Raw genomic sequence first — 16,060 nt, 5'->3', positions numbered from 1 at the left:
GTTCAGAAATTTTCAGACAAATGGTTTTGAAGGAGACAAGCGCATGAGCGAATCCGTTAACCTCCCGGCACTCGGGGAGAGTGTCACAGAGGGTACGGTAACCCGCTGGCTGAAGAACGTGGGAGACCGCGTCGAGGTCGACGAGCCCCTACTCGAGGTATCCACCGACAAGGTGGACACCGAGATCCCGTCGCCGATCGCCGGTGTGATCGAAGCCATCCTGGTGCAGGAAGACGAAACCGTCGAGGTGGGCACCCCGCTGGTCACCATCGGTGACGGCTCCGGCGCTGCGGCACCCGCCGCCGAGGCACCCGCCGAGGCAGCGGCTCCGGCCGCAGAGGTTCCCTCCACCGAGGCGCCCGCCCCGGCCGAGGCACCTGCGGCCGAGGCACCTGCCGAGGCAGCGGCCCCGATCGCAGAGGTTCCCTCCACCGAGGCGCCCGCCCCGGCCGAGGCGCCAGCCCCGGCCGTCGCCCCGCCGGCGCCCGCCGCCGTCGAGCCGCCTCCCGCAGCAGCAGCTCCTGCCGCAGCGGCGCCTGCGCCGGTTGCCGCACCCGTCGCAGCCCCGACGGCCGCACCCGCACCCGTTGCAGTTGCCGCACCGCCAGCCGCACCGGCAGCCGCACCCGCCGCGGCCCGTGGATCGCACGCCGGAACATCCGGCTACGTGACGCCGATCGTGCGCAAGCTCGCCAACGAGGCCGGCGTGGACCTGTCCACGATCACCGGGACCGGCGTCGGTGGACGCATCCGCAAGGAAGACATCGCCGCGGCAGCCGAGGCCGCTCCCAGCGCGTCTGCTGCCCCGGTCATCGAGGTCTCGCCGCTGCGCGGAACCACCCAGCCGATGTCGCGTCTCCGCAAGGTCGTCGCCGAGCGTGCCGTCATCTCGATGAACTCCTCGGCGCAGCTCACCACCGTGGTCGAGGTCGACGTGACCCGGGTCGCCATGCTTCGCGACAAGGTGAAGGCGGACTTCCACGCAAAGACGGGCAACAAGCTCTCGTTCCTGCCGTTCTTCGCCCTGGCCGCGGCCGAGGCGCTGCGGACCTACCCGATCATCAACGCCACCGTCGACGGCGACCAGATCGTCTACCCGGCGCAGGAGAACATCAGCATCGCCGTCGACACCGAACGCGGCCTGTTGACTCCGGTTGTGCGTAACGCCGGAGAGCTCGACCTGGCCGGTTTCGCCGCCCAGATCGCCGACCTCGCCGCCCGGACGCGCGACAACAAGCTGAAGCCGGACGAACTGTCCGGAGGCACCTTCACGCTGACCAACACCGGTTCGCGCGGCGCGCTGTTCGACACCCCGGTCGTCTTCCTGCCGCAGAGCGCCATCCTCGGCACCGGAATCGTTTACAAGAAGCCGGTCGTCGTGACGACCGACGGCCTGGACTCGATCGCCGTCCGGTCCTGCCTCTACCTGGCCCTGTCCTACGACCACCGCATCATCGACGGCGCGGACGCCTCACGCTTCCTCACCACGATGAAGGCGCGCCTGGAGGCCGGAGCGTTCGAGGGCAACCTGGGAATCTGATTCCCCGCTTCATCCGCTCCACCCTTCGAAAAGGGGGCGACCCGCCAGGGTCGCCCCCTTTTTTGACGCTGAGGGGTCGCATATCGACCTTCCTGAGGCAAACGAAGGTCGATATGCGACCCCTCACGGCTCGAGCTGCAGCTAGTAGTCGAAGATCTCGCGCAAGAGCCAGCCGCCCTCCCCCTTGACCGCAAGCACCGAGGCCGGCCGGCCTTGTGGCCCCGATGGGTCGGCGGGCGGGGCCGGGCCGGCGGGCGGGGCCGGTTCGGTTGGCGGGGCCAGTGCGACGAGCGCCGAGTTGCCGATGCGCTCCACCAGGCTCGCCGTGTAGCCGTCGAAGGCTTGTGGGTCCGCCGCGCCTCCGCCTTGCTGGGCGGTCCTCGCGGCGTACATGTCCGCTGCCACGACCGCCGACCCGGGCTGGTCGACGCCGTCGAGGCAGACGACGGATGCCCGGGCGAGGCAGCCGGCGCGCAGCCGGAGCAGCACCGGAACAGCCTGCACCGGGTCGTCACCGGCCAGCGCTGCAGCATCCGGCGCGGTGGCATCCGGCGCGTCGAAACGGCCTCTCCCCTCGGGGTCGGCCGTCGTGGAATCCACGTCTACCCCGGCCACGCCGGTCGCCGACGTGCCGGAGGAATCCGTGCCGGAGGAATCCGTGCCGGACGGGGCGGGCAATAACCCGAGCGCCAGCAGGACCAACCCCGCCGCCACGACGGCCGCCAGCGACAGCGGGCGCCGACGCAGCCTCACCCGGTCACGCAGCCGAGAGAGCCCGCGTCCCACCGGATGCCCCGCCAGCGCGCCCGCCAGCGCGCCCCCTGGCCCGGTGCCCGGAGTCGTGCCCGGTGCGGTGCCCGGCGGCGTGCCCAGCGCGGTGCCCCCCAGCGCGGTGCCCAGCGCCGTGACCAGCTCCGGCGGGAGATGGAGGAGCCGAAGCCACGCCGGCAGCGGCCTCACCTCCGGCGGGACAGGGGCCCGCTGCCCCACACCGGGACCGCGTGGTCCCGGTCCGACCCCCGGCCAAACCCCAGGCCCCCGGCCCGGCCGCGCCTCGCCCAGGCCCGGCCGTCGCACGGGCGTCGCCGCGGCCCAGTCGAAGAGGCGGCGCTCCAAACCGTCGAGGCACGGCTGGAACGGCGCCGCGCGAGCCGCGTCTTCGAACCACGAAGCCAGCTGCCCGGCCGCAGGCGAGGCTGGATCCTCCGCGTCGAGACAGTCGAACACCCCGCGAACCAGCATGCCCAGCCGCAGATAATTGGCGCGGAGCGCCGGGATCCGCGGTCTTCCGGCCGGCGGCAGGTCGCGGAGGCCGCCGAGTCCGGCGAGGACCGGGCGTCCGCTCGCGTCGAAGAGCACCGAGGCCTGGCTGAGGCCATCATGCGCGTAGCCGGCCGCATGCAGCGCCGAGAGTGCCGTGACGACCGGGGCGAGGATTGTGACAGCCTCCCCCGGCCCGATCGTGTCGACGCAGGCCAGGTGCCGGCTGAGGGACGTCCCGGCCAGGCGTTCCAGCACCAGGCAGACCCGTCCGTCGGGAAGGGTCGCAACGTCCAGCAGCGCGGGCAAGAGCCCCGCGGGACACCGCGACAACGCACGGATCTCACGTTCGACCGACGCAGGATCCGCCTCCGGGCCGAAGACCTTCAGCGCCACGACGACCGCACGGCCGGCTCCCTCGCCCGTGGGCCGCCCCGCGTCCGGGCCGGCATGCCCGAGGTAGACGACGGCCCGTCGGCCCGACCCGAGGCGGCGCACCACCCGGTAGCCGGCGATCATCGACACGTGCGGCAGGTCACCGGGACCGCCGCCGACCGGGTCGTCGGGCTGCGTGCCCGGGGTGTCCCCCGGCGCCGCAGCCCGGTGTGCGCGTCTTCCCACCAGGCCAGTGTCGCGCCGGAGCGGTGAGCGCCGGTCTCCACCACGGACTCCGGGGGACGACGCTTCGGCCATCGACGGTGGAGGAGGGGCCCAGACCCTAGACTGGACCCCATGCTCGACTTTGTCGTCGCGGGGCTAAGCGCCAACTCCGTGCCGTATGTTGAGGGCCTTGAGCTCCAACGCGCAGTCCACCGTTCAGTCGTCTCCGGTGAGAGACCCGACACCGTCATCCTGCTGGAACACCCCGCCGTGTACACCGCCGGCAAACGCACCGATCCGGAGGACCGTCCCACCGACGGAACGCCGGTCATCGATGTGGACCGGGGCGGCAAGATCACCTGGCACGGGCCGGGACAGCTGGTCGGGTATCCGATTCTGCACCTCGCCGAGCCCGTCGACGTCGTCGGCTACGTGCGCGGCCTCGAGGGGATCCTCATCGACGTTCTCGCCGGCTTCGGCATCGAGGGTGTCCGCGTCCCCGGCCGCTCGGGGGTCTGGGTCGGCCCGGCCGGCCGGGAAGACAAGATCGCGGCCATCGGCATCCGGGTTGCCGAAGGCGTGACCATGCACGGCTTCGCCCTCAATTGCAGCAATTCGCTCGAACCGTACAGCCGGATCGTCGCCTGCGGGATCAAGGATGCCGGCGTGACGACCATGTCGCGCGTGCTCGGCCGCGAGGTGGACACGTCCGAACTCATCGAACCCGTCCGCGCCCGATTCCAAAACGACGCGATGAGCAACGTGATGGACATCGTGACGAGCGACGTGGCGGTGACCGCGTGAGCGCCGCACCCGACGGCCGGAAGATGCTCCGCCTGGAGATCCGCAACGCCGAGACACCGATCGAGCGCAAGCCCGAGTGGATCAAGATCAAGGCCAAAATGGGGCCCGAATACCAGAAGATGCAGAGCCTTGTGAAGAGCGAGGACCTGCACACGGTCTGCCAGGAGGCGGGCTGCCCGAACATCTACGAGTGCTGGGAAGACCGCGAGGCGACATTCCTGATCGGCGGCTCGCAGTGCACCAGGCGCTGCGACTTCTGCATGATCGACACCGGCAAACCGGCCGACTACGACCGCGACGAACCGCGCCGCGTCGCGGAATCCGTCGTCAAGATGCAGCTGCGGTACGCCACCGTCACCGGCGTGGCCCGCGACGACCAGCCCGACGAGGGCTCGTGGATCTACGCCGAAACGATCCGCGAAATCCACCGGCAGAGCCCGGGCACGGGCGTGGAAATCCTGGTGCCGGACTTCTCCGGCAACCCGGACCACCTCGGCGAGGTCTTCTCGGCCCGGCCCGAGGTGTTCGCGCATAACGTCGAGACCGTGCCGCGCATCTTCAAGCGCGTCCGCCCGGCATTCCGGTATGACCGGTCCCTCGACGTGCTCACGCAGGGGCGGAACGCCGGCCTGATCACCAAGTCGAACCTGATCCTCGGCATGGGCGAGGAGCGGGCGGAGGTCAGCCAGGCCCTCCAGGACCTCCACGATGCCGGCACCGACATCATCACAATCACCCAGTACCTGCGCCCCAGCGCCCGCCACCTGCCGGTGGCGCGCTGGGTGAAGCCGGAGGAGTTCGTCGAGCTCAAGGAGGAAGCCGAGGCGATCGGATTCCTCGGCGTGCTGTCCGGGCCGCTCGTGCGGTCGTCCTACCGGGCCGGCCGCCTGTGGGCCCAGTCCATGCAGAAGAGCGGCCGCGACGTGCCCGACCATCTGCGGCATCTTGCGGATGCCACGCTCGGCTTCGCGCAGGCTGTGTCGTGAGCCCTTTTCGGTCACGCGGTATTCGGCTGACTGGGTAGTCTTAGACTCATGGCACGCAGCAAGGACAAGACCCCCCGTCCCCCGAAAGAACCCGGCCGCATAAAGCAAATGTGGCAGGTCTTCCAGATGACGAGGCGCTACGACTCGAACATCGTCCTGTTCATGATCCTGGGCTTCCTGATCCCCGTCGTGGTGAGCATCGGATTCGCCCTGCTCACCTCGGGCGGCGGCTGGACCATCGCCCTGTGGGCCGTCGCCGGCGTGCTCGGCGGCGTGCTCGCGATGATGATCATCCTCGGTCGCCGTGCCGAGAAGGCCGCGTACTCCCAGATCGAGGGCCAGCCGGGAGCCGTCGGCGCGGTGCTTCGCAGTTCGCTCAAGCGCGGCTGGGTCGGCAGCGAAATGCCGGTCGCCGTGAACGGCAAGACCCAGGACGCCATCTACCGCGCCGTCGGCCGCGGCGGTGTCGTGCTGATCAGCGAGGGACCTCGCACCCGCACCGCGCGCATGCTGGACGACGAGCGCCGCATGGTGTCCCGGCTCGGCGGCAGCATCGCCGTCACCGTCATTTCGGTCGGTCCGGACGAGGACGCGGTCCCCCTGCACAAACTCGCGCGCCGCCTGACGAAGATCAAACCGACGCTCACGAAGGCTGAAGTCCTGGCCGTCAACAACCGTTTGAACTCCATGGCCAGGAAGCTGCCCATCCCCAAGGGCGTCGACCCGGCGAAGGCGCGCCCGAAGCGCGCGTAGCCGCAGCCGAACCGGAACGCCCGGCCCGTCGGGCCGGGCGTTTTCATGCCCGGACCCACGCGGGTGCAGGCCCGGCACCAGGCTCGACGTTCCGACGACTCGAGGTCAGCCTCGGACGAGAACGGTTCCGGCTACCTTGTCGTGGAAGCCGCGCTGGTCTGAGTCCCAGACGAGCGCCGGAATGACCAGGCCGAGCAGGATCGAGCGCACGATCGGCCGCCAGGGCCCCACCCAGCCGCCGGTGAGCGGCACGACGTACAGCCCGACCAGGCGGTGTCCGATGCTGCCGCCGATCGTCGGAATGAACACGATCTGCAACGCGACGAAGATGGCCGTGGTCGCGATGCCGTTCACGAAACCGTCCCGGGAGAAGAACAGGGCCGATGCCGCATAGGCCAGCGCCCAGTCGATCGCGAGGGCAGCGATCCGTCGCCCGGCGCGGGCCACCGATCGGGGCCCGGATCGGGGAAGACCAAGCCGCTCGCCCGGCCATGTGCTCGGTGCGAGCTGGCCAAAGGGAATGGATTTCGATCTCGGTTCCGGCACTCGATCAGTCTACCGAGCTGGCTCCGGCGTAACATGTGTGAAACATAAGCGTCACCCTCGGGTAACGCCGCCAGACTAATCTCGGGGAAGTCGTACCGACCGACCTCTGTCCCAGATCCACGCCCATTGGAGTTAATCCGCATGTTCCGCGATTCCTCAGAAGTGCTCAAATTCATCAAGGAAACGGACGTCAAGTTCCTTGACATCCGCTTCACCGACCTGCCCGGTGTGCAGCAGCACTTCAACATCCCGGCCTCGACGGTGGATGAAGACTTCTTCACGGTCGGCCAGATGTTCGATGGTTCGTCGATCCGCGGTTTCGCGTCGATCCACGAGTCGGACATGCAGCTCATCCCCGACGTCACCACCGCCTACATCGACGCTTTCCGCGCCGAGCGCACCCTGATCATGCTCTTCGACATCTATAACCCGCGCAACGGCGAGATCTACTCGAAGGACCCGCGCCAGGTCGCCAAGAAGGCCGAGAAGTACCTGGCCTCCACCGGCATCGCCGACACCGCGTTCTTCGCTCCCGAGGCCGAGTTCTACATCTTCGACGACGTGCGCTACGAAGTGAACCAGCACTCCAGCTTCTACTCCGTCGACTCCAGCGAGGGCGCCTGGAACTCCGGCAAGCAGGAAGAGGGCGGAAACCTCGCCAACAAGACCCCGTTCAAGGGCGGCTACTTCCCGGTGAGCCCGGTCGACCAGCACGCCGACCTGCGCGACGACATCTGCCTCAAACTGATCGACGCCGGCCTCATCCTCGAGCGCAGCCACCACGAGGTGGGCACGGGCGGCCAGGGCGAGATCAACTACCGCTTCGACACCATGGTGCACGCGGCCGACGACATCCTGAAGTTCAAGTACATCGTCAAGAACACCGCGCACGACTGGGGCAAGACCGCCACCTTCATGCCGAAGCCCCTGTTCGGCGACAACGGCTCCGGGATGCACACGCACCAGTCCCTCTGGGCCGACGGCCAGCCGCTGTTCTACGACGAGGCCGGCTACGGCGGTCTCTCCGACCTCGCCCGCTGGTACATCGGCGGGCTGCTCAAGCATGCCCCCGCGGTCCTCGCGTTCACCAACCCGAGCGTGAACTCGTTCCGTCGCCTGGTCCCCGGTTTCGAAGCTCCCGTCAACCTGGTCTACTCGGCCGGTAACCGCTCCGCGTGCATCCGGATTCCGATCACCGGCACGAACCCGAAGGCAAAACGCATCGAGTTCCGCGTTCCGGACGGCGCGAGCAACCCGTACCTCGCCTTCGCTGCGCAGCTGATGGCCGGCCTCGACGGGATCAAGAACCGCATCGAGCCGCACGAGCCCGTCGACAAGGACCTGTACGAGCTCCCGCCCGAAGAAGCCAAGAGCATCCCCCAGCTTCCCGCGTCGCTCGAGGCCGCGCTGGACGCGCTCGAGGCCGACCACGACTTCCTGCTCGCCGGAAACGTGTTCACGCCCGAACTGATCGAGACCTGGATCAGCTACAAGCGCGAGAACGAGATCAAGCCGCTCGCGCAGCGTCCGCACCCGTTCGAGTTCGAGCTCTACTACGGCGTCTGACGACGTCGCCACGCGTTCCCGCCGGGGCCGCATCTCTTCGGAGGTGCGGCCCCGCCGCGTTGCGCGGGCCAGCGTGCGGGTCAGCCGGTGGTGGGCCCGGCGCGCTCCACCGGGCCGTAGAAGAGCCGCTCGAACACGGCGCGCGCCCGGCGGGTGACGGCGAGGTATTCCTCCTCGAGCGCGTTTGCGGAGCCCGGCGGATACTCCATCATCCGGGCGATGCCCTCGAGTTGAACGCGGTCGGTGGGGAGCACATCCGAGGTGCGGTTCGTCCAGAGGGTGATGGCCGAGCGGGCGCGCGAGGCGAATTCCCACGCGGCACGGAGCGTAGCCGCGTCCGCCTCGGCGACCAGGTCGGCGTCGACGGCCGCCTGGAGCGCGCTCAGGGTCGATGTCGTGCGCAGGCCGGGCACGGCCGCTGCGTGCTGCAACTGGAGCAGCTGAACGAACCACTCCACGTCGCTCAGCGAGCCCCGGCCGAGCTTGAGGTGCCGGTTCGGATCCGCCGCCTGGGGAAGGCGTTCGTTCTCGACCCGCGCCTTGATGCGCTTGACCTCGCGCACCTCCTGCTCGGCGATCGCGACCGGATAACGCACCGAGTCCGCCACCGCCTCGAAGTCGCGAAGCAGCGCCGGGTCCCCCGCCACTCCCCTGCCCCGCAGCAGCGCCTGAGCCTCCCAGGTGAGAGACCAGCGCCGGTAGTACGCCTCGTAGGAGTCGAGTGAGCGGGCCACGGGGCCGTTCTTGCCTTCCGGCCGCAGGCCGATGTCCAGGTCGAGCGGGAGGCGGTTGTCCTCGGTGAGCCGGTTGAGTTCGCGCACAATGAACCTGGCGCGGTCGTGGGCGGCTTCGCCCTGCAGCGTACCCGCCCGGAACACATACATGACGTCGGCATCCGAGCCGAAGCCCAGTTCGGCGCCGCCGAACCGCCCCATGCCGATGACCGCGAATTCGATCCCGTCCGGCGGGGCTGCTGCGTCCGCGCCGCCCAGTGCCGTTCCGCGGATGGCGGCAAGCACGCTCTGGATGACGGTGGCATTGACGTTGGTCAGCCCGGCAGCGAGCTGCTCGATCGTGAGTTTGCCGAGGACGGACGAGAACGCCAGCCGGAGCATCTCCCTGCGCCGGGCCGTGCGCAGGATCGACGCGGCGGCATCCGGGCTCTCATGCCTGGCGAGCACGGCGCGCGCCTCCTCCTGCAACGCAGCGAGCGGTCGCGGCCGCAAATCGTCTTCGTGTTCCAGCCACGCGACGGCCTCGGGAATCTTCTCGAGCAGCTCGCCGACGAACCGGGACGCGGACAGCACGTGGGTCAGGCGCTGTGCGGCGCCGGACGAGTCCCGCAGCATGCGGAGGAACCAGTACGTCGAGCCCAGGTTGTCGCTCAGCCGCCGGAAGGCAAGCAGACCGTAGTCGGGGTCGGCGCCCTCCGAGAACCACTGCAGCATCACCGGGAGCAGGTGGCGCTGGATCGCCGCGCGGCGGGACACCCCGCCGGTGAGCGCGGCGATGTGGCCGAGGGCTCCCTTCGGGTTGCGGAAGCCGATCGCGGCGAGCCTGGCCTCGGCCTGGGCGCTCGTGAGGGCTCGTCCCTCGGCCGGCAGCGCGGCGACGGCGGACAGCAGCGGGCGGTAAAACAGGCGTTCGTGCAGGCCGCGCACGCGCTGTTTGGTGTCCATCCACCGTGCCGTCAGTTGGGAGGCGCTCGTGGCCAGCCCGGTCGCGCGGGCCAGGATGCGCAGGCTCGCCTCATCGCGCGGCACCAGGTGGGTGCGGCGCAGCTTCTCAAGCTGCAGCCGGTGTTCCATCAGCCTGAGCATGCGGTAGTCCTGCGCGAATTCGGCGGCCTCCGCGCGCCCGACGTAGCCCGCCTCCGCGAGGGCGACCAGGGCGGGCAGGGTTCCCGGCTGCCTCACGTCGGGGTCGGCCTGGCCGTGCACCAGCTGGAGCAGCTGCACGGTGAACTCGATGTCGCGCAGACCGCCGGGACCGAGCTTGAGCTGCACGTCGACTTCGTCATCGGGAATATTCGTCGTCACGCGCTCACGCATCCGCTGGACGGATTCGACGAAGTTCTCCCGACTCGCACTGGTCCACACCTTGGGGCCGACCGCCTCGACGTACCGGGCGCCCAGGTCGTGGTCGCCCGCAAGCGGCCGGGCCTTGAGCAGGGCCTGGAACTCCCAGCTCTTCGCCCACCGGTCGTAGTAAGCCAGATGCGACTCCAGCGAGCGAACGAGGGCGCCGTCCTTGCCCTCCGGCCGGAGGTTCGGATCGACCTCCCAGAGCTCCGGCTCGACGGCGAACTCATTAATGCCGCGCATCATCAGGATGGCCAGCCTGGTGGCAATGTCGACCGCCCGCGCGCTGTCGAGGTCGGATGCCTCGTCGCCCTCGGCGACGAAGATCACGTCCACGTCGCTGACGTAGTTCAGTTCGTTCGCCCCGGCCTTGCCCATACCGATGACCGCCAGGCGCGTCGCACGCACCTGCTCGACCGGGAAGATACCGTGGGCGGCAACAACACCCGAGCACATGCTGCGGGCGACGGCCAGCGACGCCTCCAGGGCCGCCGCCGCGAGGTCGGCCAGGGTGCGCGCCACACCGTCGACGCCCGCGACCGGGTCTTCCTGCTCCAGGTCGAATGCCGCCAGCTCCGCGAGCCGCCTGCGGTAGCGCACGCGCAGGGCCACCCACCCCGCATCCTCGACCAGGGTGGCGAAGCCGTCGCGGGCGCCGACGGAATCGAGCAGGTCGGCCGACAACTCGTCGAGGCCCGGGAGGGACGTCCGGGCCTCCGCGAGTATGCCGAGTTCATCGGGGTGCCGGAGGAAGAAGTCGGCCAGGCCGCTCGACGCCCCGATCACCCGCAGCAGGCGGAGGGTTGCGTCCGGATGCTCGAGCAGGGCGCGCACCTCCCCCGGCGCCTGTCGCAGGAGGGCGAGCAGGGCGCCGAGGGCGGCATCCGGGCTCGCCGTGCTGCCGAGCAGCGGCAGGAGTTCCGCTCCATCCGGGCCGCCCAGGGAGTGGACCTCCCCGAGCCGGTCCCGGACGACGCCGAGTTCGACGAATCCGACCCGGGCAAGCTCGGTCAGGGTCAGTTGTGGCCGCGCCATGACGTGCCGCTCCTCCGCCTCCTCCTACAGCATCTCGAGGTTCTTGCGCAGCTCGAACGGGGTGACCTGGGACCGGTAGTCCCGCCACTCCTGGCGCTTGTTGAGCAGCACATAGTTGAAGACCTGCTCGCCCAGCGTTTCCGCGACGAGCTCCGACTCCTCCATGAACTGGATGGCGTGGTCGAGACTGGCGGGAAGCTGGTGGTAGCCGAGGGCACGGCGCTCCGTGTCGCTCAGGCTCCAGACGTTGTCCTCCGCCTCCGGGGGAAGCTCATAGCCCTCTTCGATGCCCTTGAGGCCGGCGGCGAGCATGAGCGAGTAGGCGAGGTAGGGGTTTGCCGCGGAGTCGATGGCCCGGTACTCGACGCGCGCACTCTGCCCCTTGTTGGGCTTGTACAGGGGCACGCGGATGAGCGCCGAACGATTGTTGTGGCCCCAGCAGACGAAGCTCGGGGCCTCGTCGCCGCCCCACAGCCTCTTGTAGGAGTTGACGAACTGGTTCGTGACCGCGGTGATCTCCGGCGCGTGCTTGAGGAGGCCGGCGATGAACTGGCGGCCGGTTTTGGAGAGCTGGTACTGCGCCCCGGCCTCGTAGAACGCGTTCGTGTCGCCTTCGAACAGCGACAGGTGCGTGTGCATCCCGGAACCCGGGTGCTCGGACATGGGCTTGGGCATGAACGTCGCGTAGACGCCCTGCTCGATCGCCACCTCCTTGATGACGGTCCGGAAGGTCATGATGTTGTCCGCCGTCGTCAACGCGTCGGCGTAGCGCAGGTCGATCTCGTTCTGGCCCGGGCCCGCCTCGTGATGGCTGAACTCGACCGAGATGCCCAGGTCTTCGAGCATCCGCACCGAGCGGCGGCGGAAGTCGTGCGCCGTGCCGCCGGGGACGTTGTCGAAGTATCCGGCCGAGTCGACGGGAACCGGGCCGTTCTTGCCGTACTTGGACGACTTGAGCAGGTAGAACTCGATCTCGGGGTGCGTGTAGAAGGTGAAGCCGCGCTCGGCCGCCTTCGCGAGGGTGCGTTTGAGCACGTTCCTCGGGTCGGCCACGGCCGGCTGGCCATCCGGGGTCGTGATGTCGCAGAACATGCGTGCGGTCGGGTCCACTTCGCCGCGCCAGGGCAGGATCTGGAACGTGGTCGGGTCGGGGTGCGCGAGCACATCGGCCTCGAACGACCGGGTCAGGCCTTCGATGGCCGACCCGTCGAATCCGAGCCCCTCGGCGAACGCCCCTTCTACCTCGGCCGGGGCGATGGCGACCGATTTGAGGGTACCGACGACGTCGGTGAACCACAGCCGGACGAACTTGATTCCCCGCTCCTCGATGGTACGAAGAACGAAGTCGCGCTGCTTGTCCATTCTGGCCCTTTCTTGTTCCCTCCTAGGCTAGTGTCTGGCGCCGCCGATATCGCGAAAACCGGGCCGGGGAGCCGCCGATGACGGTCTGACTACACTTGAGCCATGCCAGAGTCACCCGCCCCCGCCGCATCCGCCGCCGTCCCGGAGCAGAACCCGTTCGCGGTCGTTCCCCCCGGTCCCAAGCGAGTACGCACCCGCCATTTCCACACCGCGAAGCAGCAGGGGATCCCGATCACCGGGCTCACCAGCTACGACATGCTCACGGCCCAGATCTTCGACCAGGCGGGGATCGATTTCCTGCTCGTGGGCGATTCGGCCGGAAACAACGTGTTCGGCTACGAGACGACCCTCCCTGTGACCGTCGACGAACTCATCCCCCTTACCCGCGCCGTGGCCCGAGCCGTGACACGGGCACTCGTGGTGGCGGACATGCCGTTCGGGTCTTACGAGACCGGCGCGACCGAGGCCCTGCACACCGCCGTTCGCTTCATGAAGGAAGCCCAGGCCCACGCGGTCAAGCTCGAGGGCGGCGTGCGCAGCCACAAGCAGATCAAACGGATCGTCACCTCCGGTATCCCGGTGATGGGCCACATCGGCTTCACCCCACAGAGCGAGCACGGCCTGGGCGGGCACATCATCCAGGGCCGCGGCGAGGCAGCAGATCGGCTGATCGAGGACGCTCTCGCCGTGCAGGACGCCGGCGCATTCGCGATTGTCCTCGAAATGGTGCCCGCGACGGTCGCCGCCCAGGTGACCGCGCGCCTCGAGATCCCCACCATCGGGGTCGGGGCCGGGCCCGACGTTGACGGCCAGCTGATGGTCTGGACCGACTTCGCCGGCATGACCGACGGCCGGGTGCCCCGCTTCGTGCGCCAGTACGCGAACCTGCGCGCCGTCCTGACGGATGCCGTGCACCAGTTCAAGGACGACGTCGATTCAGGCGCCTACCCGGCCCCCGAGCACAGCTACGAGTGAGCCGGCGGCGCGGTCAGCGTTCGTCCCGGGCGTCGTCCTCTGCCCATTTGGCGCTGTTCGCCCGGAGCTTCTGCAGGGCGTGACTCGCCTCGAGCTCGGTGGCGAAGGGACCTACCCGATCGATTGACTGCGACTGGGGGCCCTGTTCGACCTTGCCGGTGCGCATGTTGTACCAGAACTGGTGTTCAGAATCAGCGGTCATAATTGATCCTATGCCTAAGAATCCCGTCGGTCATCTCATCCCCGGAACGGTCTCGGCCACCCGCCCGGTCCCCTCCCGCATCGCCCGCCCCGAGTACGTCGGCAAGGAAGCCCCCTCCCGTTTCGAGGGCTCGGACGTCTACTCGCCCGAGAAGATCGAACTGATCCGCGAATCCGGCCGGATCGCCGCCCAGGCCATCCAGGCCGTCGGCCGGGCCGTCCGGCCCGGAGCGACCACGGAGGAGCTCGACGCCGTCGGCCACGACTTCCTGGTCGCCAACGATGCCTACCCGTCGACGCTCGGCTACCGGGGCTACCCCAAGTCCCTGTGCAGCTCGGTGAACGAAGTGATCTGCCATGGCATCCCCGACGACACCGTGCTGGAGAACGGCGACCTCGTGAACATCGACATCACCGCGTTCAAGAACGGTGTGCACGGCGACAGCAATGTCACGTTCATCGTCGGTGAGGCGACCGAGGAGGTCACCCTCCTTGTCGAGCGAACCCGGGAGGCCCTCGCGAGGGGGATCAAAGCCGTGGCGCCCGGGCGCCGGGTCAACGTGATCGGCCGGGCGATCGAGTCCTACGCCAAACGCTTCAACTACGGAGTCGTGCGCGATTTCACCGGCCACGGTGTCGGCGAGGCGTTCCACTCCGGGCTGATCATCCCCCACTACGACTCGGCCCCGCTCTACGACACAGTGATGGAGGTCGGCATGGTGTTCACGATCGAGCCGATGCTCACCCTGGGCACGCACCAGTGGGACATGTGGTCGGACGACTGGACCGTGACGACGAAGGATCGGAGCATGACGGCCCAGTTCGAGCACACCCTCGTGGTCACGGAGCGCGGAGCCGACATCCTCACCCTGCCGTAGCGGGTAGGTTTTCCTTATGAGTTCTACCACGGCCATCGGGATCGACATCGGCGGCACCGGCATCAAGGGGGCTGTGGTCGACCTCTCGACCGGTGCACTGCTCTCCGATCGAGTCAAGCTCGCGACGCCGAAGGGCGGGAGCCCACGGGACATCGTCGAAACCACCCGCCAGCTCCTGGGCATGGTGTCGACGGGCTCGGCGGGGGGTGCCGACCTTCCGATCGGCGTCTGCTTCCCCGCCGTGGTCAAGCACGGCCGGACCATGTCGGCCGCAAACGTGTCCGAGAAATGGATCGGCCTGTCGGCCGAGCAGCTCTTCGAGGACGGCCTCGGCCGCCCGATCCACTTCGTGAACGACGCGGATGCCGCCGGCTATGCCGAGGCGCAGTTCGGCGCCGCCCGCAATGTGCCGGGCGTCGTGCTCCTGACCACGCTCGGCACCGGCATCGGCACCGCGCTGCTCAACGATGGCCTGCTCGTGCCGAACACCGAGCTCGGCCACCTCGAGATCGACGGGCACGATTACGAGACCCGCGCGGCCTACTCGGTCAAGGAACGGGAGAACCTGAGCTGGGCGAAGTGGGCCGGCCGCCTGCAGAAGTACTACTCGACGCTCGAGAAGCTCTTCACCCCCGACCTGTTCATCGTCGGCGGCGGCGTGTCCAAGCACCACCAGGAGTTCCTGCCGCTGCTGAGCCTGTCGACCCCGATCGTGCCCGCCGTGCACCGCAACAACGCCGGCATCCTGGGCGCGGCGGCACTGGCGATCGGGTTCGCCGGCGTCTGAACCCGCGCCCGGGTAGGCTCCCCGCCGTGGACCTATCGTGGGTGAGGAGGCTCGCCGCATGACGCCGCTCGCTGACCTTTCTTTCATCGAACCGGCGGACCGTCGGCAGTGGCGGGCCTGGCTGGAGGCCAACCATGCCGACTCCCCCGGCGTGTGGCTGGCCGTGGGTAAGAAGGGGAACACGGTCACCACGCTGACCTACCAGGCTGCGGTGGAGGAGGCCGTGTGTTTCGGCTGGATCGACAGCGTGGTGAATCGCCTGGACGAGGCCCGCTTCAAGCAGCTCATGACCCCGCGGAGGCCCGGCAGCGTGTGGGCGCAGAACAACAAGGAACGCGTCGCTCGGCTCGCCGAGCAGGGCTTGCTGGCTCCCGGGGGATTGGCGGCCGTGGCGGCCGCGAAGGCCGACGGATCATGGACGATCCTGGACGAGGTGGAGACACTCGTTGCCCCGGCCGACCTCGCCGCGGTCCTCGCCGGCAACCCCGGTGCCGAGCACGGGTTTGCGGCGCTTCCGCCGTCGACGCGCAAGCAACTCCTGTACTGGGTCGCGAGCGCCAAACGCCCGGTGACGCGCGAGAAACGGATCGCGGAGGTCGTCGCGGCCGCCGCGGAGAACCGTCCGGTGCGACCCGGGCCGGCCGCGCCCTGACCCCGGGGGCCGAGGCCGACGACCGGGCGCTGCG

General features: G+C 69.0%; 14 protein-coding genes. 9 read left to right on the top strand and 5 right to left on the bottom strand.

The window, feature by feature from the left end:
• The first annotated feature begins 43 nt into the window (after positions 1–43).
• Positions 44–1,540, top strand: a complete 1,497-nt coding sequence (locus E3T54_RS04890) for a 2-oxo acid dehydrogenase subunit E2 (RefSeq protein WP_134474799.1) — start codon at positions 44–46, stop codon at positions 1,538–1,540.
• Positions 1,541–1,681: 141 nt separating this feature from the next.
• Here the strand turns inward: E3T54_RS04890 and E3T54_RS04885 are convergent, their stop codons facing one another.
• Complete coding sequence (locus E3T54_RS04885; RefSeq protein ID WP_134474798.1) at positions 1,682–3,421, bottom strand: hypothetical protein; 1,740 nt, start codon at positions 3,419–3,421, stop codon at positions 1,682–1,684.
• Positions 3,422–3,532: 111 nt separating this feature from the next.
• Between E3T54_RS04885 and lipB the strand changes: the two genes are divergently transcribed.
• From lipB to E3T54_RS04870, 3 genes are read left to right on the top strand one after another with little or no spacing between them, the layout of a single operon-like run.
• The gene (gene lipB, locus E3T54_RS04880) at positions 3,533–4,204 is read left to right on the top strand and encodes a lipoyl(octanoyl) transferase LipB (RefSeq protein WP_134474797.1); all 672 of its coding nucleotides are present in this window, start codon (positions 3,533–3,535) and stop codon (positions 4,202–4,204) included.
• Positions 4,201–5,190, top strand: a complete 990-nt coding sequence (lipA, locus tag E3T54_RS04875; protein WP_174775341.1) for a lipoyl synthase — start codon at positions 4,201–4,203, stop codon at positions 5,188–5,190. The genes lipB and lipA overlap by 4 nt, the downstream gene beginning before the upstream one ends.
• 48 nt (positions 5,191–5,238) lie before the next feature.
• Complete coding sequence (locus tag E3T54_RS04870) at positions 5,239–5,943, top strand: DUF4191 domain-containing protein (RefSeq protein ID WP_092321822.1); 705 nt, start codon at positions 5,239–5,241, stop codon at positions 5,941–5,943.
• 105 nt (positions 5,944–6,048) lie between these two features.
• Here the strand turns inward: E3T54_RS04870 and E3T54_RS04865 are convergent, their stop codons facing one another.
• Positions 6,049–6,489 (bottom strand): RDD family protein, encoded by a 441-nt coding sequence (locus tag E3T54_RS04865; protein ID WP_092321821.1) that lies wholly within the window; start codon positions 6,487–6,489, stop codon positions 6,049–6,051.
• A gap of 141 nt (positions 6,490–6,630) precedes the next feature.
• Here E3T54_RS04865 and glnA point away from each other — a divergent pair, with 141 nt between their 5' ends.
• Positions 6,631–8,055 (top strand): type I glutamate--ammonia ligase, encoded by a 1,425-nt coding sequence (gene glnA, locus E3T54_RS04860; protein ID WP_092321819.1) that lies wholly within the window; start codon positions 6,631–6,633, stop codon positions 8,053–8,055.
• 80 nt (positions 8,056–8,135) lie between these two features.
• On the opposite strand, the gene E3T54_RS04855 is transcribed toward glnA, so the two are convergent.
• Both E3T54_RS04855 and E3T54_RS04850 read right to left on the bottom strand, forming a co-directional pair.
• Complete coding sequence (locus E3T54_RS04855; RefSeq protein ID WP_134474796.1) at positions 8,136–11,171, bottom strand: bifunctional [glutamine synthetase] adenylyltransferase/[glutamine synthetase]-adenylyl-L-tyrosine phosphorylase; 3,036 nt, start codon at positions 11,169–11,171, stop codon at positions 8,136–8,138.
• A 24-nt stretch (positions 11,172–11,195) separates the two neighbouring features.
• Positions 11,196–12,533 carry a glutamine synthetase family protein gene (locus E3T54_RS04850; protein WP_134474795.1) on the bottom strand — a complete coding sequence of 446 codons (1,338 nt, stop codon included), beginning with the start codon at positions 12,531–12,533 and terminating at the stop codon, positions 11,196–11,198.
• Between the two features lie 102 nt (positions 12,534–12,635).
• Between E3T54_RS04850 and panB the strand changes: the two genes are divergently transcribed.
• The gene (gene panB, locus E3T54_RS04845; protein ID WP_134474794.1) at positions 12,636–13,508 is read left to right on the top strand and encodes a 3-methyl-2-oxobutanoate hydroxymethyltransferase; all 873 of its coding nucleotides are present in this window, start codon (positions 12,636–12,638) and stop codon (positions 13,506–13,508) included.
• A gap of 13 nt (positions 13,509–13,521) precedes the next feature.
• On the opposite strand, the gene E3T54_RS04840 is transcribed toward panB, so the two are convergent.
• Complete coding sequence (locus E3T54_RS04840; RefSeq protein WP_134474793.1) at positions 13,522–13,710, bottom strand: SPOR domain-containing protein; 189 nt, start codon at positions 13,708–13,710, stop codon at positions 13,522–13,524.
• A gap of 10 nt (positions 13,711–13,720) precedes the next feature.
• Here E3T54_RS04840 and map point away from each other — a divergent pair, with 10 nt between their 5' ends.
• Genes map through E3T54_RS04825 form a run of 3 tightly spaced genes read left to right on the top strand, consistent with a single transcriptional unit; the run spans position 13,721 to position 16,026 of the window.
• A complete protein-coding gene (map, locus tag E3T54_RS04835; protein WP_134474792.1) occupies positions 13,721–14,587 on the top strand; it encodes a type I methionyl aminopeptidase in 867 nt (288 codons plus the stop codon).
• A 16-nt stretch (positions 14,588–14,603) separates the two neighbouring features.
• Positions 14,604–15,374, top strand: a complete 771-nt coding sequence (gene ppgK, locus E3T54_RS04830) for a polyphosphate--glucose phosphotransferase (RefSeq protein WP_134474791.1) — start codon at positions 14,604–14,606, stop codon at positions 15,372–15,374.
• Positions 15,375–15,432: 58 nt separating this feature from the next.
• Positions 15,433–16,026: a YdeI family protein gene (locus E3T54_RS04825; protein ID WP_134474790.1), complete on the top strand. Its 594-nt coding sequence runs from the start codon at positions 15,433–15,435 to the stop codon at positions 16,024–16,026.
• Positions 16,027–16,060 lie beyond the last annotated feature (34 nt).

The organism is Cryobacterium sp. Sr8, assembly GCF_004403225.1.
GTDB classification, from domain to species: Bacteria; Actinomycetota; Actinomycetes; order Actinomycetales; family Microbacteriaceae; genus Cryobacterium; species Cryobacterium psychrotolerans.
Note: the sequence above shows the minus strand (reverse complement) of the source record. Positions and strands in the feature narration are given on the sequence as shown.

Excerpts from the sequence above, each read along its gene's own strand:
- E3T54_RS04890 (WP_134474799.1), top strand. The coding sequence starts at position 44 with ATGAGCGAATCCGTTAACCTCCCGGCACTCGGGGAGAGTGTCACAGAG.
- lipB (WP_134474797.1), top strand. The coding sequence starts at position 3,533 with ATGCTCGACTTTGTCGTCGCGGGGCTAAGCGCCAACTCCGTGCCGTAT.
- E3T54_RS04870 (WP_092321822.1), top strand. The coding sequence starts at position 5,239 with ATGGCACGCAGCAAGGACAAGACCCCCCGTCCCCCGAAAGAACCCGGC.
- glnA (WP_092321819.1), top strand. The coding sequence starts at position 6,631 with ATGTTCCGCGATTCCTCAGAAGTGCTCAAATTCATCAAGGAAACGGAC.
- E3T54_RS04855 (WP_134474796.1), bottom strand. The coding sequence starts at position 11,171 with ATGGCGCGGCCACAACTGACCCTGACCGAGCTTGCCCGGGTCGGATTC.
- E3T54_RS04850 (WP_134474795.1), bottom strand. The coding sequence starts at position 12,533 with ATGGACAAGCAGCGCGACTTCGTTCTTCGTACCATCGAGGAGCGGGGA.
- panB (WP_134474794.1), top strand. The coding sequence starts at position 12,636 with ATGCCAGAGTCACCCGCCCCCGCCGCATCCGCCGCCGTCCCGGAGCAG.
- E3T54_RS04840 (WP_134474793.1), bottom strand. The coding sequence starts at position 13,710 with ATGACCGCTGATTCTGAACACCAGTTCTGGTACAACATGCGCACCGGC.
- map (WP_134474792.1), top strand. The coding sequence starts at position 13,721 with ATGCCTAAGAATCCCGTCGGTCATCTCATCCCCGGAACGGTCTCGGCC.
- ppgK (WP_134474791.1), top strand. The coding sequence starts at position 14,604 with ATGAGTTCTACCACGGCCATCGGGATCGACATCGGCGGCACCGGCATC.
- E3T54_RS04825 (WP_134474790.1), top strand. The coding sequence starts at position 15,433 with ATGACGCCGCTCGCTGACCTTTCTTTCATCGAACCGGCGGACCGTCGG.